At 71.6% G+C, this 23075-nt stretch carries 18 protein-coding genes; 12 read left to right on the forward strand and 6 right to left on the reverse strand.

What is annotated here, in order from left to right:
- Positions 1-37: 37 nt before the first annotated feature.
- Positions 38-856, reverse strand: coding sequence for an acid phosphatase (locus tag AC2D8W_RS04280; protein WP_484670468.1), 819 nt, complete (start codon positions 854-856; stop codon positions 38-40).
- Between the two features lie 128 nt (positions 857-984).
- Here AC2D8W_RS04280 and AC2D8W_RS04285 point away from each other — a divergent pair, with 128 nt between their 5' ends.
- From AC2D8W_RS04285 to AC2D8W_RS04310, 6 genes are all read left to right on the forward strand, one after another.
- Positions 985-1953, forward strand: coding sequence for an endonuclease/exonuclease/phosphatase family protein (locus AC2D8W_RS04285; RefSeq protein ID WP_484670469.1), 969 nt, complete (start codon positions 985-987; stop codon positions 1951-1953).
- 58 nt (positions 1954-2011) lie between these two features.
- Complete coding sequence (gene purL / locus AC2D8W_RS04290; protein ID WP_484670470.1) at positions 2012-4207, forward strand: phosphoribosylformylglycinamidine synthase subunit PurL; 2196 nt, start codon at positions 2012-2014, stop codon at positions 4205-4207.
- Entirely contained in the window at positions 4207-5382 is a 1176-nt protein-coding gene (locus AC2D8W_RS04295; protein ID WP_484670471.1) for an alanine racemase, read from the forward strand. Before purL ends, AC2D8W_RS04295 begins: the two co-directional genes overlap by 1 nt.
- Before the next feature lie 120 nt (positions 5383-5502).
- Positions 5503-7308 (forward strand): ABC transporter ATP-binding protein, encoded by a 1806-nt coding sequence (locus AC2D8W_RS04300; RefSeq protein WP_484670472.1) that lies wholly within the window; start codon positions 5503-5505, stop codon positions 7306-7308.
- 41 nt (positions 7309-7349) lie between these two features.
- On the forward strand, positions 7350-7892 hold the full coding sequence (locus AC2D8W_RS04305) for a tetratricopeptide repeat protein (protein ID WP_484670473.1): 543 nt from the start codon (positions 7350-7352) through the stop codon (positions 7890-7892).
- A gap of 9 nt (positions 7893-7901) precedes the next feature.
- Positions 7902-9158: a DUF1254 domain-containing protein gene (locus AC2D8W_RS04310; RefSeq protein ID WP_484670474.1), complete on the forward strand. Its 1257-nt coding sequence runs from the start codon at positions 7902-7904 to the stop codon at positions 9156-9158.
- Here AC2D8W_RS04310 and AC2D8W_RS04315 read toward each other — a convergent pair.
- Complete coding sequence (locus AC2D8W_RS04315) at positions 9155-10987, reverse strand: flavin-containing monooxygenase (protein WP_484670475.1); 1833 nt, start codon at positions 10985-10987, stop codon at positions 9155-9157. The two genes, AC2D8W_RS04310 and AC2D8W_RS04315, sit on opposite strands and share 4 nt — an antisense overlap.
- Positions 10988-11117: 130 nt before the next feature.
- On the opposite strand from AC2D8W_RS04315, the gene AC2D8W_RS04320 reads away from it, so the two are divergent.
- The 5 genes from AC2D8W_RS04320 to AC2D8W_RS04340 all read left to right on the forward strand — a co-directional run bounded on the left by AC2D8W_RS04320 (position 11118) and on the right by AC2D8W_RS04340 (position 17037).
- Positions 11118-12140, forward strand: a complete 1023-nt coding sequence (locus AC2D8W_RS04320; protein ID WP_484670476.1) for an NADP-dependent oxidoreductase — start codon at positions 11118-11120, stop codon at positions 12138-12140.
- Between the two features lie 70 nt (positions 12141-12210).
- Positions 12211-14250 carry a prolyl oligopeptidase family serine peptidase gene (locus AC2D8W_RS04325; protein ID WP_484670477.1) on the forward strand — a complete coding sequence of 680 codons (2040 nt, stop codon included), beginning with the start codon at positions 12211-12213 and terminating at the stop codon, positions 14248-14250.
- Between the two features lie 87 nt (positions 14251-14337).
- Positions 14338-15303: a hypothetical protein gene (locus AC2D8W_RS04330; RefSeq protein WP_484670478.1), complete on the forward strand. Its 966-nt coding sequence runs from the start codon at positions 14338-14340 to the stop codon at positions 15301-15303.
- 157 nt (positions 15304-15460) lie between these two features.
- On the forward strand, positions 15461-15904 hold the full coding sequence (locus AC2D8W_RS04335; RefSeq protein ID WP_293481471.1) for a helix-turn-helix domain-containing protein: 444 nt from the start codon (positions 15461-15463) through the stop codon (positions 15902-15904).
- Positions 15905-16008: 104 nt separating this feature from the next.
- Positions 16009-17037, forward strand: a complete 1029-nt coding sequence (locus AC2D8W_RS04340; RefSeq protein ID WP_484670479.1) for an alpha/beta hydrolase — start codon at positions 16009-16011, stop codon at positions 17035-17037.
- 3 nt (positions 17038-17040) lie between these two features.
- On the opposite strand, the gene AC2D8W_RS04345 is transcribed toward AC2D8W_RS04340, so the two are convergent.
- Positions 17041-18291, reverse strand: coding sequence for a TetR/AcrR family transcriptional regulator (locus AC2D8W_RS04345; protein ID WP_484670480.1), 1251 nt, complete (start codon positions 18289-18291; stop codon positions 17041-17043).
- Between the two features lie 112 nt (positions 18292-18403).
- On the opposite strand from AC2D8W_RS04345, the gene AC2D8W_RS04350 reads away from it, so the two are divergent.
- Complete coding sequence (locus AC2D8W_RS04350) at positions 18404-19573, forward strand: CaiB/BaiF CoA transferase family protein (RefSeq protein WP_484670481.1); 1170 nt, start codon at positions 18404-18406, stop codon at positions 19571-19573.
- A 203-nt stretch (positions 19574-19776) separates the two neighbouring features.
- Here the strand turns inward: AC2D8W_RS04350 and upp are convergent, their stop codons facing one another.
- Genes upp through AC2D8W_RS04365 form a run of 3 tightly spaced genes read right to left on the reverse strand, consistent with a single transcriptional unit; the run spans position 19777 to position 22853 of the window.
- Positions 19777-20418: a uracil phosphoribosyltransferase gene (gene upp, locus AC2D8W_RS04355; RefSeq protein WP_293481475.1), complete on the reverse strand. Its 642-nt coding sequence runs from the start codon at positions 20416-20418 to the stop codon at positions 19777-19779.
- An 11-nt stretch (positions 20419-20429) separates the two neighbouring features.
- Positions 20430-21596, reverse strand: a complete 1167-nt coding sequence (locus tag AC2D8W_RS04360; RefSeq protein WP_484670482.1) for a DUF1688 family protein — start codon at positions 21594-21596, stop codon at positions 20430-20432.
- Positions 21597-22853 carry a GTP cyclohydrolase II gene (locus AC2D8W_RS04365; RefSeq protein ID WP_484670483.1) on the reverse strand — a complete coding sequence of 419 codons (1257 nt, stop codon included), beginning with the start codon at positions 22851-22853 and terminating at the stop codon, positions 21597-21599.
- Between the last annotated feature and the right edge of the window lie 222 nt (positions 22854-23075).

The following is a 23075-nucleotide window of genomic DNA, read 5'->3' on the forward strand; positions in this document are numbered from 1 at the left end:
GAACGGACACGAGGCGCCGGCGGAAATCAAGCGGCGCTCATCCGCCGGCCAGCGCCGCGGTCTCGGCTGCGCAATCGCGCGTCGGACGCTTCCCCGCCTGCCGCGCAGCCAGGATCTCGGCCCGCGCCGCCTCGAGGTCGGCGCGGAACTCGGGAACGGAATGCAGCCTGGCGACCGTGGCCGCGCCCATCACGCGCCCCTCTTCGACGTCGCTCAGCCAGTGGACGTTGCAGATCAGCCGGCTGTGCCCGAACGCCCGGCCGCGCGCGAGGATCTGTTCGGCCCGCTCGGGCGCCGCCGCAGCGATGATGAGCCCCCAGCCCCAACCGATGGCGCTGTGGCCCGAGGGGTAGGAGCCGTCCCGGCGCAGGACCGCATCGTAGGCCGGCGTGCACATCGCCGTGCCGGTGGCCGCGAACGGGCGGGTGCGCAGGTACTTGGTCTTGGTGGGATAGGTGGAGCCGCCCATGTCGATCAGGCTGCGGCGCAGGAGGGCGTAGAGCCTCGGCGTGGAGGCCTGGCTGATGTCCACGTCGGCGGCGCACGAGAAGGCCTGCACCGCCGCCGGGGTGCTGAGGTCGGCGTCGAGGGTGGCGATCTCCCAGCGAGGTCCGGTGCGCACCGCCGCCCGGTTCGCCTCTTCGTCGCGGGCGAGCGCCGCGGACCCGGGTTGCGGAGGCGGCGGCACCAGCGCCAGGCTGCTGGGCGCCCCGCCGCGCGGAAGGTAGCCGGACGGGGCGGCGGCCGGCGCCGGCGCCGTCGTGTCCTGCGCCATCGGCGCGGGCGTCGGCTGGGTCGCCGAGATCAGGCCCAGGGCGGCGATCGCCACCGTCATGCTCGCAACCCGCCGCCTCATTCCGCTCTCCCGTTCATCGTCGCGGGTGGGATAGCCGAATTCCGATCCCAAGCCCACGGGGCGCGCCAAGCCTTGCCGTAGCCGCCGCGCCCGCGCCATGCTCGCGGACGCCGAGCCGGAGCGCGCCGATGCCGCAGATCACCGATCCGCCGCCGCAGGCGGTGCTGGACGACCTTGCCGCCCTCGCGTCGCGGATGGCCCACGTGCCGCCGAAGACGGCGGGCAACCTCCTCATCGCGACCTGGAACATCCGGGCCTTCGGCGACCTGACGCTGAAGTGGGCGAGCGCCGAGGGCGATTCGCCGCGACGCGACCTCCACGCCGCCGTCCTGATCGCTGAGATCCTCTCCCGCTTCGACGTGATCGCGGTCCAGGAGGTCAAGGCCAACCTCCGCGCCCTGCGCCATGTGCTCAAGAAGATGGGCCCGCGCTGGGGCTTCGTGATGACCGACGTCACGCGCGGCGACCCGGGCAACGGCGAGCGCCTCGCCTTCATCTTCGACAGCGAGCGGGTGAAGCTCTCGGGCCTGGCCTGCGAACTCGTCGTGCCGGAGGACCTCAACGACCCGCTCGCCGACCCGGCCAACGCCTTCCAGCGGCAGTTCGTCCGCACGCCCTACGCCGTGAGTTTCCTGGCCAACGGCAAGACCTTCGTGCTCGTGACCCTGCACGTGAACTACGGCGCCGGACCGTCGGACCGGGTCGGCGAACTGCGCGCCATCGCCAGGTGGCTGCGGAACTGGGCCGAGCAGATGGACGACTACGGCCAGAACCTGATCTGCATGGGCGACTTCAACATCGACCGGCGCGACGACCCGCTATGGCAGGCGTTCACCTCGACGGGGCTCACGCCCGCCCCGGGCCTCGAGCGGATCCCACGGACCCTGTCGTCGTCGCTGGACAAGCCCGACCTCGGGAGCTTCTTCGACCAGATCGCCTGGTTCCAGACGGTCAAAGGCAAGCCCTACCTGACGCTCGATTTCCGCCAGGCCGGGGGCATCGACTTCCAGGGCGCGGTGCTGACGGGACTGAACCGCAACCAGCTCTCCTGGCGGATCAGCGACCACTACCCCCTGTGGGTGGAGTTCGGCGTGTGAGCGGCCGCGGCGGTCGCCCCCTCGCCCTTGCGGGAGAGTCCCGCTAGAAGCCGCGTCCATGAGCGCCGCCCCCGCCAAGACCATGGCCGAAAAGGCCGCCGAATACGGCCTGAAGCCCGACGAGTACGACCTGATCGTCAAGCGGCTGAACCGCGAGCCCAACGACGTGGAGCTGGGCGTGTTCTCGGTCATGTGGTCCGAGCACTGCAGCTACAAGTCCAGCCGCAAGCACCTGGGCAAGTTCCCGACCAGCGGCCCGAAGGTGATCCAGGGACCGGGCGAGAACGCCGGGGTCATCGACATCGGCGACGGACAGGCCTGCATCTTCAAGATGGAGAGCCACAACCACCCCAGCTTCATCGAGCCCTACCAGGGCGCGGCGACGGGCGTCGGCGGCATCATGCGCGACGTCTTCACCATGGGGGCGCGGCCGATCGCGCTCCTGAACGCGCTGCGTTTTGGAGACCCGTCCCACCCCAAGACCAGGCGGCTGGTGTCCGGCGTCGTCGCCGGCATCGGCGGCTACGGCAACTGCGTGGGCGTGCCCACCGTGGCGGGCGAGACCAATTTCCACCGCGGCTACGACGGCAACATCCTGGTCAACGCCATGTGCGTGGGCCTGGCCGACGCCGACAAGATCTTCTACTCGGCCGCCCCGGCCGCCGGGCTGTCGGTGGTCTACTTCGGCTCGAAGACCGGGCGCGACGGCATCCACGGCGCCACCATGGCCTCGGCCGAGTTCAGCGAGGACGCCGAGGAGAAGCGCCCGACCGTCCAGGTCGGCGACCCCTTCGCCGAGAAGCTGCTGATCGAGGCCACGCTGGAGCTGATGGCGTCGGGCGCCGTGGCCGCCATCCAGGACATGGGCGCGGCCGGCCTCACCTCCTCGTCGGTCGAGATGGCCGGCAAGGGCGGCGTCGGCATCGAGCTCGACCTCGACGCCGTGCCCCAGCGCGAAGAGGGCATGACCGCCTACGAGATGATGCTCTCGGAGAGCCAGGAGCGGATGCTCGCCATCCTGAAGCCCGGCCGCGAGCGCGACGGCCACGCCATCTTCGAGAAGTGGGGCCTGGACGCCGCCATCATCGGCCGGACCACCGACACCGGCCATCTGGTCCTGAAGCACCACGGCGAGACCGTCGCCGACGTCCCGCTGGCGCCGCTGTTCGACGACGCGCCGATCTACGACCGCCCGTGGACCGCCCCGGTCGCCCCGCCGCGCCTCACGCTGGCCGACGTCAACGAGCCCGGCGACCTCAAGGCCGCCGTGCTGAAGCTGATGTCCTCGCCCGACATGGCGTCCAAGCGCTGGCTCTGGGAGCAGTACGACCGCCACGTCATGGCCGACACGCTGGAGGACTCGGCCACCGGCGCCGACGCCGGCGTCGTCCGCGTGCACGGCACGAGGAAGGCGCTTGCCGTCACCTCGGACGTGACGCCCCGCTATGTCCAGGCCGATCCCTTCGAGGGCGGCAAGCAGGCGGTGGCCGAGGCCTGGCGCAACCTGACCGCCGTGGGCGCCACGCCCATCGCCATCACCGACAACCTCAACTTCGGCAACCCCGAGCGGCCCGAGATCATGGGCCAGATCGTCCGCGCCATCGACGGCATGGCCGAGGCCTGCCGCGCCCTCGACTTCCCGGTCGTGAGCGGCAACGTCAGCCTCTACAACGAGACCAACGGCGCGGCCATTCCGCCCACCCCCGCCGTGGGCGGCGTGGGCCTGATCGCGGACTCCGCGAAGCGCGCCGACTTCTCCAACCTGAAGGCGGGCGACGTGCTGGTCCTGGTCGGCGCGACGCGCGGGGAGCTGGGCGCCTCGATGTACCTGCGCGAGGTCGCCGGCCGCGAGGACGGCGCGCCGCCGCCGGTCGACCTGGCGCTCGAGAAGACCACCGGCGACCTCGTCCGCGGCCTGATCGAGGCGGGCGCGCTGCGGACTGTCCACGACCTTTCGGACGGCGGCCTCGCCGCGGCGGTCTGCGAGATGTGCCTGGCCTCCGACGTCGGCTGCGAGCTGCGGCTGGAAGGGCCCGCCTGGGTGGCGCTGTTCGCCGAGGATCAGGCCCGCTACCTGGTGGCGCTGAACGACCCGACCCCCGTCCTGCAGGCCGCCCGCGCCGCCGGCGTCCCGGCCGCCATCCTGGGCGAGGCCGGAGGCGCGGCCATTGTCGTGGAGGGCGCCTTCGACCTGCCGCTGGACGAGCTTCGCGCCGCGCACGAGGGCTGGATGCCAGCCTACATGGGCGACTGATGCCGCCGGGGGCGCAAGAGGTCGCCGACCGCCTGGGCCCCCTCGCCGCCCGGCCGCACATCGCCGCGGCCCTGCAGAGGCTGGGCGAACCGGGCTCGGCCCACGCGATCCCGACGCCCGCCGCCGTGATCGACCTGGCCGCCTTCGACCGCAACGTGGCCCAGATGGCCGCGCGGGCGGCGCAGGCGGGCCTTGCCCTTCGCCCCCACGCCAAGTCCCACAAGTGCGCGGCCCTCGCCCACCGACAGCTGGCCGCCGGGGCCGCCGGCGTCTGCTGCGCCAAGCTCGCCGAGGCCGAAGCCCTGGCCGCCGAGGGGATCGGCCAGATCCTCGTCACCTCCCCCGTCGCGGGCTCGCTGAACGCGGCCCGGGCGGCGCACCTCGCGGCCACGCTGCCGGACTTCCGGCTCGCGATCGACCACCCCGACGCCGCCGCCGAGCTGGCGGCCGCGGCCCGCACGCCGATCCAGGTGATCATCGACGTGGACGTGGGCCTGGGCCGCACGGGCGTGCATGACGCCGCCCAGGCCGCCGCGGTCGCCCGCGCGGTCCTGGCCCAGCCCGCCCTGCGTCTCCTGGGCGTCCAGGGCTACGGCGGGAACTGGCAGCACATGGAAGGCGCGAACGCGCGCGCCAGCGCCGTCGCCGCCGGCATGGAGACGCTGCAGGCCGCCATCGCCGCCATCCGCGCCGCCGGCGGCACGGTGGACGTCGTCACGGGCGGCGGCACCGGCACCTTCACCGCCGACGCCGCGCAGGGGGTCCTGAACGAGGTCCAGCCCGGCTCGTACGCCTTCATGGACCGGGAGTACCGCGAGGCGCTCGGAAGCGACCCGGAGGGCGCCTACGAGCAGTCGGCGACCATCGTCTCCACCGTGATCTCCGCCAACCACCCGAGGTGGGTGACGGTCGACGCCGGGCTGAAGGCCTTCTCCACCGAGGGGCCCATGCCGGTCCCGCTGTCTCCCAGGTTCGCGGGCTGCGCCTACCGCTTCTTCGGCGACGAGCACGGCCTGCTCATGCGCCCGGAAGCCGCCGTCGCCCGCGGCGAGCGGGTGGCCTTCGCGCCCGGCCACATCGACCCCACGCTCGACCGCTACGACGTCTTTCACCTCGTGGAGGACGACGTGCTCGTCGACATCGTCCTCGTCGAAGCCCGCGGCGCGTCGCAGTAGCCAGGCCGCGGCGGCGCAGGCATAGTCGGCGCCTCGTGAACCCGGTCCGGGAGAGCCAGATGAAAACCGCCATGTCCCCGACGAAAGGAGATCCCATCCACATCCAGGACATGACGTTCCATGCTCACTCGACCCGGGAGGGCCCCGGCCGACGCCGCGACTGACGCCCCCTCGTTCCGCGCCCCGCCGACCGCGCGGGCGCGCAAGTTCCTCTCCTACTACCGGCCGCACCTGCCACTGCTGGCGGCCGACCTCGGCTGCGCGATCCTCGTGGCGGGCGCCGCCCTCGCCTTCCCCCTCGCCGCGCGCTGGGTCACCCAGCGCCTGGCCGACGCGGGCGCCACGCCGGCGGTGCTGCGCGACATCTACCTGGCGGGCGGCGCCATGCTGCTCCTGCTGGCGGCGCAGGTCCTGGCCACGCTCTTCGTCGACTACCAGGGCCACGTCATGGGCGCGAAGATGGAGGGCGCGCTGCGCAAGGACCTCTTCGAGCACTGCCAGAAGCTGTCGTTCTCCTTCTACGATCGCCAGCGGGTCGGCCAGCTGATGAGCCGCATCACCAACGATTTGCACATGCTGGGCGAGCTCTACCACCACGGCCCCGAGGACCTGGCCATCGCGGCGCTCAAGTTCGGAGGCGCCGTCGCCATCCTGGCGCTCCTGGACCTGCCCCTGACCCTCGTCATCCTGGCGGCGACGCCGTTCGCGGTGGCCTACGCGCTCCACTTCAACCGGCGCATGGGCGCGGCCGTCGCGCGATCGCGCCAGCGGATCGGCGCGATCAACGAGCAGGTGGAGGACTCGCTCGCGGGCATCCGCGTCGTGAAGTCGTACGCCAACGAGGCGCTCGAGATCCGCCGCTTCGACGCCGCCAACGCCGACTTCCTGGCGAGCCGCCGCGAAGGCTATCTCAGCGAGGCCTATTTCTCGGTCGGCGCGCTGGCCTTCGGCCAGCTCCTCACGCTGGCCGTCATCGTCGGCGGCGCGGCGCGCGTCGTCCAGGGCGGCCTTTCCGTCGGCGACCTGCTGGCCTTCCTGCTGTGCGTCGCCGTGCTGGTGGATCCCGTCCAGCGTCTCGCCAACTTCGCACGGCTCTGGCAGCAGGGCTGGACGGGCTTCACGCGCATGATGGAGATCCTGGACGTCCGGCCCGACATCCAGGATCGGCTAGGCGCGCAGCCGATCGGCCGGGCGCGCGGCGCGATCAGCTTCCGCGACGTGGCCTTCCGCTACGAGGACGGCGGGCCGCAGGTGCTGTCCGGGGTCTCGTTCGATGTCCGCCCGGGCGAGTTCGTCGCCCTGGTCGGCGCGTCGGGCGTCGGCAAGAGCACGCTGTGCGCCCTCATCCCGCGCTTCTACGAGGTCAGCGACGGCGAGATCCGCATCGACGGGACCGACGTGCGCGACATCACGCTGGACTCGTTGCGCCGCAACGTCGGCGTCGTGCAGCAGGACGTCTACCTCTTCGCCGGCACGGTGGCCGACAACCTGCGCTACGGGCGTCCCGACGCGTCCGACGCCGAACTGGAGGCCGCCGCCCGGGCCGCGAACGCGCACGGCTTCATCTCGGCGCTGCCGAAGGGATACGCCACCGACATCGGCCAGCGCGGGGTCAAGCTGTCCGGAGGCCAGAAGCAGCGGCTGACCATCGCGCGCGCCTTCCTCAAGGACCCGCCGATCCTGATCTTCGACGAGGCCACCAGCGCCCTCGACAACGAGAGCGAGCGGGCGGTCCAGACGGCGCTCCTGGAGCTGGCCCGGGCGCGCACCACGCTGGTGATCGCCCATCGCCTGTCCACCGTCCGCCACGCCGACCGCATCCTGGTGCTGAGCGACGGCGGCATCGCCGAGTCCGGAACCCACGACGCGCTGATCGCGCGGGACGGGCCCTACGCCCGGCTCTACAGCGTGCAGGCCAGCTTCTGAGCGGCTAAGGTCTCGCCTGGAGGCCAGTCGGGGAGAGGCTCATGCGGCGTCTGGGCATGACGGGGATCGCTGCGGCGACGCTCGCGGCGGCGGCTGTGCTGGGCGCGGCGTCCGCGCACGCGCAGTTCGCCTCCGAGATCGAGGCCTATGAGTCGGGGGCCAACGCCCTGGCCGACGCCCAGCGCGACGTGACCCAGCGCGCGATCGACGAAGCCAACCGGGCGCTGAAGGCCAAGGACTACGCCAGGGCCCGCCGCTACGCCGCCACGGTGACGCGGGCCGACCCCAAGCGCGTGGAGTCGTGGCTCCTGCTCGGCGCCGCCCAGCAGGGTCTCGGCGACTGGTCGGCCGCGCGACGGACCTACACGACGGCGGTGCGCATCGCGCCCAAGCACCCCGAGGCGCGCGCGGGCCTGGGGATGGCCTACGCGCACACGGGAGATCCCAAGGCGGCCGCCGAGCTCGCCTGGCTGGCGGGGCAGGTCGCGGAGTGCGACGGATGCTGGCGCGCCTCCCAGCTCACGGGCTGGAAGACGGCGCTGGAAGCCGCCATCCAGGCGACGCCGGCCGCCGCCTCCCGCTGACGAGAGCGCATGACCCAAACCGACCTCAGCGCCCTCGAACGCGCCGCCCGCCTGGCCTGGACCTTCACGCTGCCCCTGATCGAGGTGGCCTCGCCCCGCACGGCCGCCTTCGCCGGCGGCGGGCCCTGGAACACCTTCGCCCACGGCCGCGACCTCGTGGACCATACGGCGCGCGAGATCACCACGCCCAACAACGACACGCTCTACTCGTCGGCCCACGTCGACCTTTCCCGGGGGCCCGTGAGGGTGACGATTCCGCCAACGGGCGGACGCTACTTCTCCCTCGCGCTGATGGACGCCTACACCAACAACTTCGCCATCCTGGGCACACGCACGACCGGCGGGGACGGCGGTCGCTACGTGCTGGTGGGGCCCGACGAGCCGCGCGCGGGTCGGGATGTCGTGCGTGCGCCCACTTCCCGCGTCTGGGCGCTGGCCCGGATCCTCGTCGAAGGCGAGCACGATCTCGACGCCGCCCGCGCCGTTCAGGACGGGCTGCGGATGCAGGGCCCGGCGGTCGACGCCCCGCCGCCGGCCGCAAGCCGTGACGCGCCGTGGCAGGACTACTTCCGAAGCGCCGCACGCCTGATGGCCGAGAATCCGCCCCTTCTGCAGGATGGCGTCATCGTCCAGGCCATGGCGCCGCTGGGCCTGGACGCCTTCGATCCGGATCGGTTCACGGCCGACGAGCAGGCCGCCATCGCCCGCGGCGTCGCGCAGGCCCGGCAGGGCAGCCTGCGCAGCGGGCTGAAGAAGGCGCCGTTCACCGAGGGCTGGACCTACCCCTATGCGCGCCTGGGCGACTTCGGCCAGGAGTACGACTACCGCGCCGCCGTCGCCATCGGAGGGCTCGCCGCCCTACCGCCGGAAGAGGCCATGTACATGCGCGCCAAGGGCGACCTGCCGCGCTACCTGTTCGACCCCGAGGCGCTCTGGCGGCTGCACTTTCCGGCGGACCGCCTGCTGCCGGTGAACTCGTTCTGGTCGCTGACCCTCTACGAGGGCACGGACGACGGGCAGTTCTTCTTCGCCGACAACCCCTTGCGCCGCTACGCCATCGGCGACCGCTCGCCGGGGCTCCGTTACAATCCCGACGGCTCGCTGGACATCTGGATCGGCCGGGAGAACCCGGGCGAGGACCGCGTCGCCAACTGGCTGCCCGCGTCGGACAAGCCCTTCTCCCTCTTCCTGCGCGCCTACCTGCCCAGGCCGGAACTGCTCCACGGGGCCTATCTCGTGCCGCCCGTGGAGCGCGTGCAGACCTAGTTCAGCGCGAGCCCCGGCAGGTCGCCGTTCGCCCGCCAGGCCTTCAGCACGTCGAAGAAGACGAGCGGCCCGGCGCCGTACATGTCGGAGAAGAAGCCCTGCCGGTTCCCGGCGGCGCCTTCCGAGTTGTAGTAGCCGGGCGTGCACTCGGAATAGAACCTCTGGCCCATGCGGGCGAGGCTTCGGACCTCGTCCACATAGGCGGCTTCCGCCTCGCGCGTCGGCTCCAGCGCCTCGGCGCCCCGCTTGCGGGCCTCGGTGACCATGTACGTCACGTGCCGGGCCTGTTCGTTGAGCGCCTGGGGCACCGAAACCGTCACCGCGGTCTGGGTGAAGCCCAGGAAGAAGCAGTTGGGGAAGCCGGCGGTGGTGAGGCCGTGCAGGGTCCGGATGCCCTCGCCCCAGTGATCCGAGAGTCTGACGCCGCCGCGCCCGACGACGTCGTAGCCGGCGCGGCGCGTATAGCTGGTGCCCACCTCGAACCCGGTCGCGAACACCAGGCAGTCGACGTCGTAGGCGCGTCCGTTCGCCACCACGGCCGTCTCGGTCAGGGCCTCCACGCCGCGCCCCTGGGTGTCCACCAGGGTCACGTTGGGGCGATTGTAGGTGTCCAGGTACTCGTCATGGAAACAGGGCCGCTTGCAGAACTGGCGGTACCAGGGCTTCAGCGCCGCGGCCGTGGCCGGGTCCTTCACGATCGCATCCACCCGCGCCCGCACCTGGTTCATCTTGCGGTAGTCGGCGAGTTCCAGGAGCTGGGCCCGCTCCTCGCTGGTCAGCCGCCGTCCGAGCTGCTTGCCCGCCTTCTTCACCGCCGCGTTCTGGAGGTTGCGGAAGATATCGGTCCAGCCGTCATGGACGAGGTCTTCCTCGGCGTCGCCGCCCGAGACCAGGATGTTGAAGTTGTCCATCCGACGCTGCTGCCAGCCCGGCGTCAGCGACTTCGCCCAGTCGGGGTCGGTAGGGGCGTTGTTGCGCACGTCCACCGACGAGGGCGTCCGCTGGAACACGTAGAGTTCCTTCGCCCATTCGCCGAGGTGGGGGATGCACTGGATCGCCGTGGCGCCGGTGCCGATGATGCCGACCCGCTTGTCCGCCAGGCCTGTCAGCCCGCCGCTCGGATCGCCGCCGGTGTAGCGGTAGTCCCACCGCGACGTGTGGAAGGTGTGGCCCTTGAAGTCGTTGATGCCGGGGATGCCCGGCAGCTTCGGGCGGTTCAGCGGCCCGCTGGCCATCGCCACGTATTGCGCCTTGAACCGGTCCCCGCGGTTGGTCGACACCCACCACCGCTTCGCGGCCTCGTCCCACTCCAGGCCCGTGATGGACGTCTGGAACAGCGCGTCGTCGTAGAGCCGGAAGTGTCGGCCGATGTTGCGGCTGTGCTCCAGGATTTCGGGCGCGAACGAATACTTGTGCCGCGGGATGTATCCCAGCTCCTCGAGCAGGGGCAGGTAGACGTAGCTTTCCACGTCGCACATGGCGCCCGGGTAGCGGTTCCAGTACCAGGTGCCGCCGAAGTCGCCTGCGACGTCGATCACGCGGATGCGCTCGAACCCGGCCTCGCGCAGGCGCGCGCCCATCAGGAGGCCCCCGAAGCCGCCGCCGATGATGGCGAACTCGACCTCGTCCGTCACCGGCGCCCGCGTGAAGCCGGGCTCCACGTAGGGGTCGTCGACGTAGTGCGAGAACTCCGCCGTGACCTGCACGTACTGGCCCACGCCGTCAGGCCGGATCCGCTTGTCGCGCTCGGCGAGGTACTTGGCGTGCAGGGCGTCGGGATCGAAGTCGATCTCTCCGACGATGGCGGCGAGTTCAGGGCGGATCGTCATGCCCGGAATTTGGCGCCCGGACCCGCGCGTGCGTCAAACGATTGTTGAGGCTGGCCGCCTGTGGCTCGGTTTTCCGGGCGCCGCTCTCGCCACGCGCCGCTAAAGTGCCGGCGAACGCTGGAGACATCGCATGAACCGCTACTGGACCCTGGCCAAGCGCCCGCCGCCGCCGTGGCCGGACGAGGGCACGTTCGCGCTGCGCGAGGCGCCGATCCCGAAGCCCGGCCCGGGTCAGGCGCTCACGCGGACCCTCTACGTCTCGCTCGATCCCTACCAGTGGGGCTACAAGCGGCGCGGCGTGGAGCCGGAGGGCGCGCCGTGCCACGCCCGCACCGTGGCCCAGGTGGTCGAGAGCCGGATCGACGGGCTGGCCCCCGGCGACTTCGTCTTCTGCACCAACGGCTGGGCCGAGTACGGGCTGATCGGCGAAGGCGTCCCGCGCCCCGGCTACATGGTTCCCCGCAGGCTGGACCCCGCGCGCGGCCGCATCTCGCAGGCCGTCGGCGTGCTGGGCATGCTGGGCCTCACCGCGTACGCCGGCATGATCCTCCAGTGCGACCCGAAGCCGGGCGAGACCGTGGTCGTCTCCGCGGCGTCGGGCGGCGTCGGCCAGATCGCGGGCCAGCTCGCGCGCCTCAAGGGCGCCCGCGTGGTCGGCATCGCCGGGCGCGAGGAGAAGTGCGCCTATGTCACCGGCGAGCTGGGCTTCGACGCCTGCGTCAGCCACCTTTCGCCCAGCTTCGCGCAGGACCTGGCGGCGGCGTGCCCCGACGGCGTGGACGTCTACTTCGAGAACGTCGGCGGGGCGGTCTTCGAAGCCGTGCTGCCGCTGTTCAACAGCAAGGCGCGGATGACGATCTGCGGCCTCATCGCCCACTACGGCGACGTGGGCGGCGACGCCGGAGCCGCCGAGCGCGCGGCCGCAGAGGCCCGGGGCGTCACGGTCACCAACCTCTTCGTCGGCGACTACGTCGAGGGCCACCACGACGCCTTCCTGGACGACATGGTCCCCTGGGTCGCCGAGGGGCGCGTGAAGTACCGCGAGGACATCCGCGAGGGCCTGGAGACCATCCCCGCGGCCTTCGCCGAAATGCTGAAGGGCGGCAACTTCGGCAAGATGCTCGTCCGGGTGGCTCCCGACCCGACGCTCTGAGCTTCGGCCTGCGGCTGGACAAAGGTCTGCCCCCGCCCTCTTCTGCAGCCTGGTTCGGGGAGCGAGACGGATGCGGCTGGCAGGATTGATCGGCGCCGTGATGCTGGCGACGGCGGGCGGAGCCTGGTCGCAGAGCGTGGAGCCGCCGCCCCGGGCCTTCGGGGCCCGCGACCTGTTCGGCCTGCAGCAGGCCAGCGATCCGCAGGTCCGGCCCGATGGCGGGGCGATCGCCTATGTGCGCGTGGCCAATGACATCATGACCGATCGCGCCCGGCGGTCGATCTGGCTGGTCGACCCGCAGAGCGGCGTGCAGTCGCCGCTGGTCGTCGACGAGAACGCGAACCTGGGCCCCCGCTGGTCGCCGGACGGTTCGCGGCTGGCCTATGTGGCGGCGGGCGCGGACGGCGTGCAGCTGATGGTGCGCTGGATGGCGTCGGGGCGTTCGGCGCGGGTCGCCAGCCTGGAGCAGGCGCCCAACGACATCGCCTGGTCGCCCGACGGCAGGTCGCTCGCCTTTACGATGCTGGTGGCCGACGAAGGCCGGCCGCTGGCGCCGCCGCTCAGCAAGCCCGCGGGCGCGAAGTGGGCCGAGCCGTTGAAGGTGATCGACCGCGTGACCTTCCGCGCCGACGGCGAGGGCTTCCTCAAGCCGGGGTATCGGCACCTGTTCATGGTCTCGGCCGACGGCGGCCAGCCGCGCCAGCTCACCTTCGGGAAGTTCGACGACGCCGGGCCGATCAGCTTCACGCGCGACGGCAAGTCCGTGCTGTTCTCCACCAACCGCGCCGAGACCTGGGAGCGCGACCCGCAGGAATCCGAGGTCTACGCGGTGGGCGTCGCGGACGGCGCGATGCGCCGGCTCACCAACCGCGTGGGGCCTGACGCGAGCCCGTCCGTCTCGCCCGACGGATCGAGGATCGCCTACCTGGGGTACGACGACGCCCGGCGCCGGGGCTACGAGAACGTCCGGCTGCACGTGATGGACGGCGACGGCCGCAACGTGCGTGTGCTGACCGGCGGCCTGGACCGAAGCGTCAACGCGGCCGAATGGGCCCCCGACGGCAAGAGCCTCTACATCCTCTACGACGACGAGGGCGTGGTCCGCGTCGCGCGCGTCGGCCTGGACGGCAAGGTGGAGCCCCTCTTCACCGGCGTCGGCGGCGGCGGCCTGGATCGGCCCTACACCGGCGGCCAGTTCTCGGTCGGGCGCGGGGGACTGATCGCGTTCACGGCCACGACCCCGGAGCGGCCCGCGGACCTCGCCATCTGGAGCGGCGGACGCGTCCGGCGGCTGACCGATCTCAACGCCGACCTGTTCGCCGGCAAGACCCTGGGCAAGGTCGAGGCCCTGCCGGTCACGTCCAGCTACGACCGCAAGCCGATCGGCGCCTGGATCGTCTATCCGCCCGACTTCGACCCCGCGAAGAAGCACCCGCTGATCCTGGAGATCCACGGCGGCCCCTTCGCCGCCTACGGCCCCACCTTCGCGACCGACATGCAGCTCTACGCGGCGGCGGGCTACGTCGTGGTCTATGCGAACCCGCGCGGCTCGACGTCCTACGGGGAGGCCTTCGCCAACGAGATCGACCGCAACTACCCCAGCCGCGACTACGACGACCTGATGAGCGCGGTGGACGCCGCGATCGCCAAGGGCTTCATCGACGAGAAGCGGCTCTATGTGACCGGCGGGTCGGGCGGCGGCCTGCTGACGGCCTGGATCACCGGCAAGACGGACCGCTTCCGCGCCGCGGCGACCCAGAAGCCGGTGATCAACTGGGCGAGCCAGGTGCTGACCACCGACGGCTATGCGTTCATGGGGCCCTACTGGTTCGGCAAGATGCCGTGGGAGGACCCGCAGGGCTATTGGGCCCGTTCGCCGCTCTCGCTGGTGGGCAACGTCAAGACGCCGACCCTGGTGGTCGTGGGCGACAAGGACGACCGGACGCCCCCGTCCGAGGCGGACCAGTACTTCGCGGCCCTGCAGATCCGCGGCGTGCCCACGATGCTGGTCCGCGTGCCCGACGCCAGCCACGGCGGCATCGCGGCGCGGCCGTCGCAGTCGGCGGCGAAGGCGGCCGCCATCCTGGCGTGGTTCGAGCGCTACAAGTAGGCGCACCCCCCACGGCAATGGATGCCAAGGGTCTTCGGACGTGTTCTATATCCTCCCGACACGTTGGGTGACGGGGGTGATCCAAGCATGGCGCGCGACGCGGCGTCGCTGTCGGCCATTCGCGCGTCGGCGCGGCTCGCGAACGGCTTCGCGCTCGATCTTGTCAAGCTGGGCGGCTTCGGGCGCGACGTCATCGACGGGCTCCTCCTGACCGCCATCAGCCAGGCCAACGTCACGCTGATCACGCGCAGTCCCGAGCTGCAGGCCCGCTACGCGACGCTCGACCAGGCCCCGCCCGACGACCTGCGACGGCCGGTCAGCCTCAGCGCCCTGTCCAATTCGCTGCGGATCCCGTTCGAGACGGTCCGCCGGCGGGTGACCGCCCTCGCGGACCTGGGCATCGTCCGCATCCAGCCGCGGGGCGTCATCCTGCCGACCGCGCCGCTCAGTTCGCCGCTCTACCGGATGATGGCCGAGGCGCACTACAACCTGGTCCGCAGCCTGTACGTCCGCCTGCGCGCGATCGGCCTGCTCGAGCACCTGCAGCGGACCGGAGAGCCCGCCTTCGAGACCCAGAACCCGCCCATGCGGCTGGTGAACCGCCTGTCCGCCGAATACCTGCTGCGCCTGGCCGAACCGATCAGCCGCGAGGTGGGAGACGTCGTCACGGGACTGATCCTGATGGACATCATCCAGGCGAACACCCAGCACCTGCCGGACGGCGACGCGGGCTCCGATGCGGACGGCTGGTCGCCCGACGGCTTCGTGCCCGACGAGCAGCGCAAGGGCGTCCGCGCCGCGACCCTGAGCGAGCGGCTGGGCATCGCTCCCGAGACCGTCCGGCGACACCTGACGCGGCTCGCCGAGCGCGACCTGTGTGAACGAAAGGGGGACGGATTCGTCGTCCCGGCCCGCGTCCTGGCCCGCGAGCTGTTCGTCCAGTACATGCTGGACAATCAGTCGCACGTGCACCGCCTCTGCTCCGCCCTGGCAGATTTTGGGGTTCTGCCACTTTGGGAACGCGAGATCTTGTCCCTCAAGGGCGCAGCCTGACCGAAACGAGAACGCGCCACGCCCCCAAAATGGGTAGGCGTCGATTTCCCTGCCGTGAGAGCTTGCCGCAACTTATGGACGTACCTCGGGGGAGGTACGGATGCGGGGGCCGCCCATCGGGGGGTGGCGCGGTCCCCGCTTCACTTGGTCGGGGGCAATGACGAAACCTTTGGAACGCGAGATCAAGGGCGCACCGGTGCTCAGGCCCGCCGACACCGGCCGCGGCGACGGCCCCCACCCTGTGGACCGGCACGTGGGCCTTCGGATCCGCATGCGGCGCAAGGAAATGGGCGTCAGCCAGGAGCGGCTGGCCGAATCGCTCGGCATCACCTTCCAGCAGGTCCAGAAGTACGAGCGCGGCGCCAACCGCGTTTCCGCCTCCAAGCTGTGGGAGATCGCCGCGGCGCTCAGAACGCCGGTGGCCTACTTCTACGACGGCCTGGGCGACCAGGAGACCCTCGCGGCGCAACGCGACGCCGCGCAGGAGTTCATGTGCTCCAGCGAGGGCATGGAGCTGATGGCGGCCTTCCCGCGCATTGCCGAACCGGCCGTGCGCCGCAAGATCGTCGAACTCGTCCGCGTCGTCGCCGAAGAGTCCTGACACCCATCCCGCGGCGCGGCCGCACCCCGTTCCCACCTGCGGCGAAGGCGCGCGGGCGAAGGCTGTGATATGCACACGGCCAAACGGAACAGGGGAGCAGGACCATGGGCGCATTCGACAGGCTGGCCATCGTCGCCCTGGCGGGCGGTCTCATGCTGGCGACCGCCGCCGCCGCGCAGCAGCCGGCCGCGCCGAGGCGCAACCCGGCCGACCCCGCGACCTGGACCACCGGCCGCGCCGCCGACTACCGCGCGCCGGCCGACGTCGCCTTCCGGACGGTCAGCATCCTCAGCGAGGGCGTCCGCCTCCACGGCGAGATGTTCGCGCCCAAGGCCAAGGCGGGCCAGAAGCTGCCCACCATCATCATGGGGCACGGCTGGGGCGGCACGGCCTCGGGCTTCCGCGCCGACGCCGTGCAGATGGCCCGCGCGGGCTACCAGGTCCTGGCGTTCGACTACCGCGGCTGGGGCGAGAGCGACAGCCGGGTGGTTCTGACGAAGCCGCAGCCGAACCCGCTGCCGCCCGGGCGCCGCTTCACGGCCGAGGTCGAGGCCGTGCGCGGCTATGTCGACCCGTCGGAACAGACTCAGGACTGGTTCAACGTCCTCGACTGGGCGGCCGCCGAGCCGACGGTGGACGCGGGACGCATCGGGATCCGCGGATCGAGCTTCTCGGGCGGGCTGGTGGTCTATGTCGCCGCGCGGGACGAACGGGTGAAGGCGCTGGTCTCACAGGTGGGCTCGGTCCCGTCCGGCCCGCCGGCCGGCGCGGTCAATCCGGCCGCCGCCTCGATGCGCCAGCAGGCGGCGCGCCTGGCCCGCGGCGAAGTCGGCTATCCCGAACCCGGGGCGCAGGTGGTCGGCGGCCTCATCGGCGCGCCCATCGGCGACAAGCTGCTGCGCTGGACCCCTGGGGACGACGCGCCGAACGTGCGCGCGGCCAGCCTGTTCATCATCGCCGAGAACGAGGAGCTGTTCGACAACCGGCCGAACGCGATCCTCGCCAGCACCCGCGTGAAGGGTCCGTCGAAGCTGGTCACCCTGCCGGGGATCAAGCACTACGGGGTCTACTCGGAGAAGCGCGAGGAGGCCGTGAACCTGGCCATCGCCTGGTTCGACGAGCACCTGAAATAGGCCTCACGCCGCCGGCGAGACGAGCCCCTCGAACAGCGGCCGCACGTAGTGGGCGATGACGTCCTGGGCGGCGAGCCCCGGCGTCCAGTAGTGCAGCTCGGCGGCCGCGTTGATGGCGGTCGTGATCGTCTGGGACGCGATGTTCACGTCCACCGGCGCCACCGACCCGTCGGCGATGCCGTCGCAGAGGATTGACGCGAAGCGGTACGAGATCCGGTCGAAGCGCTGCAGCAGCCCCAGCCGGATCGCCTCCGGCACGGCGCTGAGCGCCGAGGTGCGCAACAGCGGCGCCTGCCCGCTCATCTGGTGTTCGATGAGGGCCGAGACCGCCGACACCAGCACGTCGCGGCCGGATCCCCCCTCACGCTCGGCGGCGTGGATCGCGCCCCACATCAGGTCGAACGTGCGCTGGAAGCAGCCGACGACCAGTTCGTCCTTGGTCTCGTTGTGGTGGTAGAAGGCGCCCTTCGAGACCTTCAGTCTGGCCGAGATGCGCTCGACCGAGGCGCCGTGATAGCCCTCGTCGTTGATCAGCTGGGTCGCCGCACGCAGGAACGGCTCGGCCGACGCCGCGGCGCCGGGATCGCGGGAGAGGTCCAGCGGCCTGGGCGTCGTCCAGCTCGTCCCCCGCCCCAGCAGGCCGTGCGTCAGGATCGCGATCATCCGTTCGGCGGTGCGCGGATAGTCGGCCGGCTCGACCTGGTGCTGCCAGGCGCAGATCCACAGCACCTGGCTCAGCAGCAGGTGCGCCCGGGCGTTGCGGTGCAGGCGCGGCAGGGTTTCGTGGCCCGGCAGCAGCCGGCGAAAGCCGCGGAACATGTCCACATAGGCGGTGTTGACCGTCGGCGCGTTCAGCGCGCGGACGTCGCTGTACACCGGCAGGACGTCGGCTTCCCCCCGTCCCACGCGCGCGGCGTGTTCGAACCAGGCCCGAAGGAAGGCCGCCAGGCGCTCGTCCGCGGTCGCCTCGCGGTCGGCCTCGCCGAGCAGCCCCTGGTAGGTCTCGATCCCCTTGAGGAACGCCGCCGCCGCAAGCTCTTCCTTGTTGCGGAAGTAGTAGATGACCCCGGTGGGCACGAGGTCCAGGCGCGCGGCCACGTCGCCCAGCGTCATGCCGCGGACGCCCTTGCGGTTCATCTCCTCGATCGCGGAGCGGACGATGGCGTTTCGCTTGGCCTCGAAGCGCCGCGTCGGCCGTCGCGCGCCCGCCGCTTCCACGGCGGCCGCTCCGGCGTCGTTCGCTGGTCTCCCCATGGCGGCATCTTTATCCAAAACGCGCCGGTCCTCCATGCCCCCTTCCGCGGCGTGAGTTGGCGCCGCGGCGCTGGCGCGTTTAGTTGGACGGCGGGTTTGCGGGAGATGCGTGATGCTGCTTGAGGGTCTGAAGGTCGTGGAGATGTCGACCTGGGTGGCGGGCCCGTCCTGCGCCGCGGTCCTGGCGGACTGGGGCGCCGAGGTGATCAAGGTGGAGAGCCCGATCGGCGACGTCACCCGCGCCTTCTTCGCGAATCCCGAGAACGGCCAGAGCCCGATCTTCGCCAACGAGAACCGCGGCAAGAAGGGCGTCGTCCTCGACACCACCCAGCCGCACGGCCGCGCGGCGCTGAAGGCCCTGCTTCGGGACGCCGACATCTTCGTCACCAACACCCGGCCGGGCTCGCTGAAGAAGATCGGGCTCGACTACGACAGCCTGAAGGGCGACTTCCCCAGGCTCATCTACGCCGCCGTCACCGGCTTCGGCCTCACGGGCCCGTACGCGGACGAAGGCGGGTTCGACATCACGGCCTTCTGGGCGCGCAGCGGCGTGGCCCACGCCACCATCCCGACCGACCAGGAGCCGTTCCCCTCGCGGCCGGGGTTCGGCGACCACATGACGGCGATCACGACGGTGGCCGGGATCCTGGCCGCCCTGCACGAGCGCCACGGCACGGGACGCGGCCGCCTGGTCGAGACCAGCCTCCTGCGCGCCGGCAGCTACGCCATCAGCTGGGACCTTGCCCTCCAGCTCTACTACGGCGAGGTCCAGACCGCGGGGCCGCGCAACGACCGCCCCGTGGCGATCTCCGGGTTCTTCCGCACCAAGGACGACCGGCACTTGGTGATCGTGCCCAAGAACGTGAACTGCTTCACCAATGTGATGATTGCCATCGACCGCCCCGAGGTGGTGGCCGACCCGCGCTTCGAGCTGCCGATGCTGGACCTCGACATCGTTCGCGAGGCCCGCGCCATCTGCGACGAGGGCTTCGCCCGCTTCACGCTCGAGGAGATGGGCGAGCGGCTGAACAGCCTGGACGTCGCCTGGGGGCCCCTGGGGACCCTAGCCGAGCACGCGGCCTCGGAGCGGGCGGAGCTCGCGGGGTGCTTCGTGGAGCTCGAGGATGGACTTGGCGGCGTCTTCCGCGCCCCCGCCACCCCTGTGCGGTTCCCCGAGGGCGCGCCGCCCGTGCGTCGCCCGGCGCCGGGGCTCGGCCAGCACACGCGGGAGGTGCTGGAGGCGGCCGGCCTGACGGCGGAAGAGATCGAGAAGGTGCTCTGAGGCGCCGCCGCCCGGCCGACGAAGAATGGGCCGCGCAGGCGAACCGCGCGGCCCAAGGTCGAGGAAGGAGAACGCCCCGAGAGGGCTGACCCATCAGCGCCCGCCGGCCGGTCCGGCGCAATCGCGGGGCGTCCCGCGCCGCGGATCGCTCGAATATCGCCCAGCTTCGAGGCAGGACCGCGCCAGGCTGCCCGCTTTCCCGGCTATCGGGTGCCGTACATGCGGTCGCCGGCGTCGCCCAGGCCCGGCAGGATGTAGCCGTGATCGTTCAGCCGCTCGTCGATGGCGGCGGTCCAGACCTTCACGTCCGCGTGGTGGCCCCGGAACTTCGACAGGCCCTCGGGCGAGGCGAGGAGGCACGCCATCCGGATGTCCCGCGCGCCCGCTTCCAGCAGCCGGTCGACCGCCGCGATGGCCGTGTTGCCGGTGGCCAGCATCGGGTCGATCACGATCACCGTCCGCTCGGCGATGTCGGCGGGCGCCTTGAAGTAGTACTCCACGCAATGCAGCGTCGCGGGGTCGCGGTAGAGGCCGATGTGGGCGACGCGCGCGGCCGGAACCAGCTCCAGCATGCCCTCCAGCATGCCGAGCCCCGAGCGGAGCACGGGGGCGAACACCAGCTTCTTGCCGGCGAGGCTCTTGGCGGTCATCCGCTGCAGCGGCGTCTCGATCTCCACGTCCTCGAGCGGCAGGTCGCGGGTGACCTCGTAGCAGACGAGCGCCGCGATCTCCTTGAGGAGCTGCCGGAAGCTCTTGGTGGACGTGTCCTTCATCCGCATGAGCGTCAGCTTGTGCTGGACCAGCGGATGGTCGACGACCGTGACGCCCTTGGTAAGCCTGGCCATCTGCAGCCCCCCTAGAAAACCGTGCCGTCCGATACGACGGTGATCGGCGGTCCGCCGTCCGCGCGCAGCTGGCGGGCGATCCGCCGGCCCGCCGACCAGGTGCCGCCCTCCAGCACCCGCGCCAGCGGGAACTCCTCGGGCCGCACGCCCAGGCGCCCGCGCACCATCGGCGCGATCCGGTCGAGGAGCGCCACCGTGAGCGAGCGCCAGCCCACCACCAGCGGACTGCCCACCGCGTGGGCCCGCGCCGCATCCCCGGCGTCCGCCAGCTGCAGCACGCCCGTATCCACGAACAGCCCGCCGTTGCGGTACTCGGCGAGGCCGGTCAGGCCGTCGACGTCGGTCACCTCGACGCCCGCCCACTGCAGCGGCTCGATCAGCGAATAGCTCATCCACTGCGACAGCTTGTGCAGCGGCACGTAGCCGTCCACGGCGGGGTGCGTCCAGCAGTCGCCGAGCGGCGTCCCGTCGAGACTGAGTCGCCCCGGCCAGATCGGGCCCAGGCGGTCCAGAAGCACCTCCAGGATGACCGGCGCCGGCAGCCGCCCGCCTTCCGCGCGGCCGGCCATCTCGTCGAACAGCACGGCGGGGCGGCCCACCGCCTCGCCCAGCCGCCGCAACAGCGACGCACGGCCCTCCAGACCCACCATCGGGTTGTCCGCACGCACCTGGAACGCCCGCGCCACGGCCTCCGCGTCCACCCGATCCAGGGCGTCCGCCCGCATCGGATCGGCCGGGTCCGACGACATGGCGCCGGCCTCGAACATCCGCAGCGACGCGATGCCCAGGCCCTCGGAACGCCCGATCTCCACGCCCGTCGCGGCGTCGCGGTATCGCCACGCCGCGCCCGCGCCCGCGTCCAGCAGCACGGACGGGATCACCAGGTCGAAGGCGACGCGGCCCAGCTCGGTGGGATCGGACGGCTTCGCCGCCTCGGCCCACAGGTCGCGCCCCCCGGCGACGAACATCCGCCACCGCGCGTGGAACGGCACGGCCAGGTCCGGGTAGTTCGCCCTCACCGTCTCCGCCGTCAGGTCGGCCGCCGCCTCCAGCCGCGCCAGGTCCACCCGCCACTCGGCCAGCGCGCCCGCCTGGGCCAGGGCCAGCATCTCCTGCGCCCGCTCGCGCACGGCGTGGGCGGACAGCAGGCGGCGCGCTTGCGGAAGAAGGTCGGGCAACTAGAAGGCCTTCAGGTCACGGCCCACGACCTTCTTCAGGTCGTCCTCGCTGGGCGCGCCCTCGGGCGTGAAGTAGCCGGCCGCCTTCTTGGCCTCCATTTCCACGCTCGCGTCCGGCGGCACCAGCTCGTCCGGGATCGGCACGCGCTCGCCGATCTCGATCCCGCCGCCGACGAGCGCGTCGTACTTCATGTTGGACATCGAGACGAAGCGGTCGATCCGGCGGATGCCCAGCCAGTGGATCACGTCGGGCATCAGCTGCTGGAAGCGCGCGTCCTGAACCCCCGCCACGCATTCCGTGCGCTCGAAGTAGGTGGCCGCCTGGTCCCCGCCGGGCTGGCGCTTGCGCGCGTTGTAGACGAGGAACTTCGTCACCTCGCCCAGGGCCCGGCCTTCCTTGCGGTTGTAGACGATCAGGCCCGTGCCGCCCTGCTGCGCCTGGCGCGTCGCCTCCTCGATCTCGTGGGTGAGATAGGGCCGGCAGGTGCAGATGTCGGATCCGAAGACGTCCGAGCCGTTGCACTCGTCGTGCACGCGGCAGGTCAGCGGGACCCTGCGGTCGCCCAGCTTCGTGGCGTCGCCGAAGATGTAGAGGGTGATCCCGCCGATCGGCGGCAGGAACACCTGCATGTCGGGCCGCGTGACCAGTTCGGGGTACATGCCGCCGGTCTGCTCGAAGAGCGTACGGCGCAGGGTCTGCTCATCCACGCCGAAGCGCTGGGCCACCCCCGGCAGATGCCAGACGGGGTCGATCGCCGCCTTGGTCACCGCCACGTCGCCCGTATCGTGCAGCACCTTGCCGTCGGGCTTCAGCCGCCCGGCGCGGATGGCCGCATGGATCTCGGGCAGGTCGATGCGCGCCTTGGTCACCGCGATCGTCGGCCGGATGTCGACCCCCTCGGCGATCTCGGCGGCGAAGTCCTCGGCGATGCGCGCGCCCCAGGGATCGAGCGAGACGATCCGGCCCGGCTCGCTCCACTGCGGATGCGGGCCGACCGGCACGACGGGATGGGTGTTGACGAGCTCGGGGCGGACCATCGGGTCCATGGCCCCCGAGGCGACCGCCAGGGCGCGATAGACCGAGTAGGCGCCGCCGTGCGCGCCGATGGCGTTGCGGTCCGATCCAGCGTTCGCGGTGGCCACCACGGGCCCGCGCTCACGGGCGGTCGCGGCGTCCCAGCGGATGGGGAAGCGGCTCGCCGCCCCCGCACCGGGATGCGAGGTGAGCCGGATATGGGATGTCCTGTTGCCGGACATGGATAGGCAAGCCTCCAGAGTCGAAAAGGCCCCGCGCGGTCTCGCCGGCGCAGGGCCTTTGAGAGCGAACACTGATCCTAGGCTGTGGAATTGGCAAGATTTCCTGAACCGCGGCGCCCTTCCCCACCCCCGCACGCGCACGCTGCAGCCACCCCGGGACTGGACGGGGCAGAGCCGCCCGAAGGGTGACGCCCAAAAAATAGGCGCCGGACGTTTCGGCCC

The sequence above is a fragment of the Phenylobacterium sp. T106 genome, from assembly GCF_057219735.1.

Coding starts and splice junctions, on each gene's coding strand:
- AC2D8W_RS04280 (WP_484670468.1), bottom strand. CDS start 856: ATGAGGCGGCGGGTTGCGAGCATGACGGTGGCGATCGCCGCCCTGGGC.
- AC2D8W_RS04285 (WP_484670469.1), top strand. CDS start 985: ATGCCGCAGATCACCGATCCGCCGCCGCAGGCGGTGCTGGACGACCTT.
- purL (WP_484670470.1), top strand. CDS start 2,012: ATGAGCGCCGCCCCCGCCAAGACCATGGCCGAAAAGGCCGCCGAATAC.
- AC2D8W_RS04295 (WP_484670471.1), top strand. CDS start 4,207: ATGCCGCCGGGGGCGCAAGAGGTCGCCGACCGCCTGGGCCCCCTCGCC.
- AC2D8W_RS04300 (WP_484670472.1), top strand. CDS start 5,503: ATGCTCACTCGACCCGGGAGGGCCCCGGCCGACGCCGCGACTGACGCC.
- AC2D8W_RS04305 (WP_484670473.1), top strand. CDS start 7,350: ATGCGGCGTCTGGGCATGACGGGGATCGCTGCGGCGACGCTCGCGGCG.
- AC2D8W_RS04310 (WP_484670474.1), top strand. CDS start 7,902: ATGACCCAAACCGACCTCAGCGCCCTCGAACGCGCCGCCCGCCTGGCC.
- AC2D8W_RS04315 (WP_484670475.1), bottom strand. CDS start 10,987: ATGACGATCCGCCCTGAACTCGCCGCCATCGTCGGAGAGATCGACTTC.
- AC2D8W_RS04320 (WP_484670476.1), top strand. CDS start 11,118: ATGAACCGCTACTGGACCCTGGCCAAGCGCCCGCCGCCGCCGTGGCCG.
- AC2D8W_RS04325 (WP_484670477.1), top strand. CDS start 12,211: ATGCGGCTGGCAGGATTGATCGGCGCCGTGATGCTGGCGACGGCGGGC.
- AC2D8W_RS04330 (WP_484670478.1), top strand. CDS start 14,338: ATGGCGCGCGACGCGGCGTCGCTGTCGGCCATTCGCGCGTCGGCGCGG.
- AC2D8W_RS04335 (WP_293481471.1), top strand. CDS start 15,461: ATGACGAAACCTTTGGAACGCGAGATCAAGGGCGCACCGGTGCTCAGG.
- AC2D8W_RS04340 (WP_484670479.1), top strand. CDS start 16,009: ATGGGCGCATTCGACAGGCTGGCCATCGTCGCCCTGGCGGGCGGTCTC.
- AC2D8W_RS04345 (WP_484670480.1), bottom strand. CDS start 18,291: ATGGGGAGACCAGCGAACGACGCCGGAGCGGCCGCCGTGGAAGCGGCG.
- AC2D8W_RS04350 (WP_484670481.1), top strand. CDS start 18,404: ATGCTGCTTGAGGGTCTGAAGGTCGTGGAGATGTCGACCTGGGTGGCG.
- upp (WP_293481475.1), bottom strand. CDS start 20,418: ATGGCCAGGCTTACCAAGGGCGTCACGGTCGTCGACCATCCGCTGGTC.
- AC2D8W_RS04365 (WP_484670483.1), bottom strand. CDS start 22,853: ATGTCCGGCAACAGGACATCCCATATCCGGCTCACCTCGCATCCCGGT.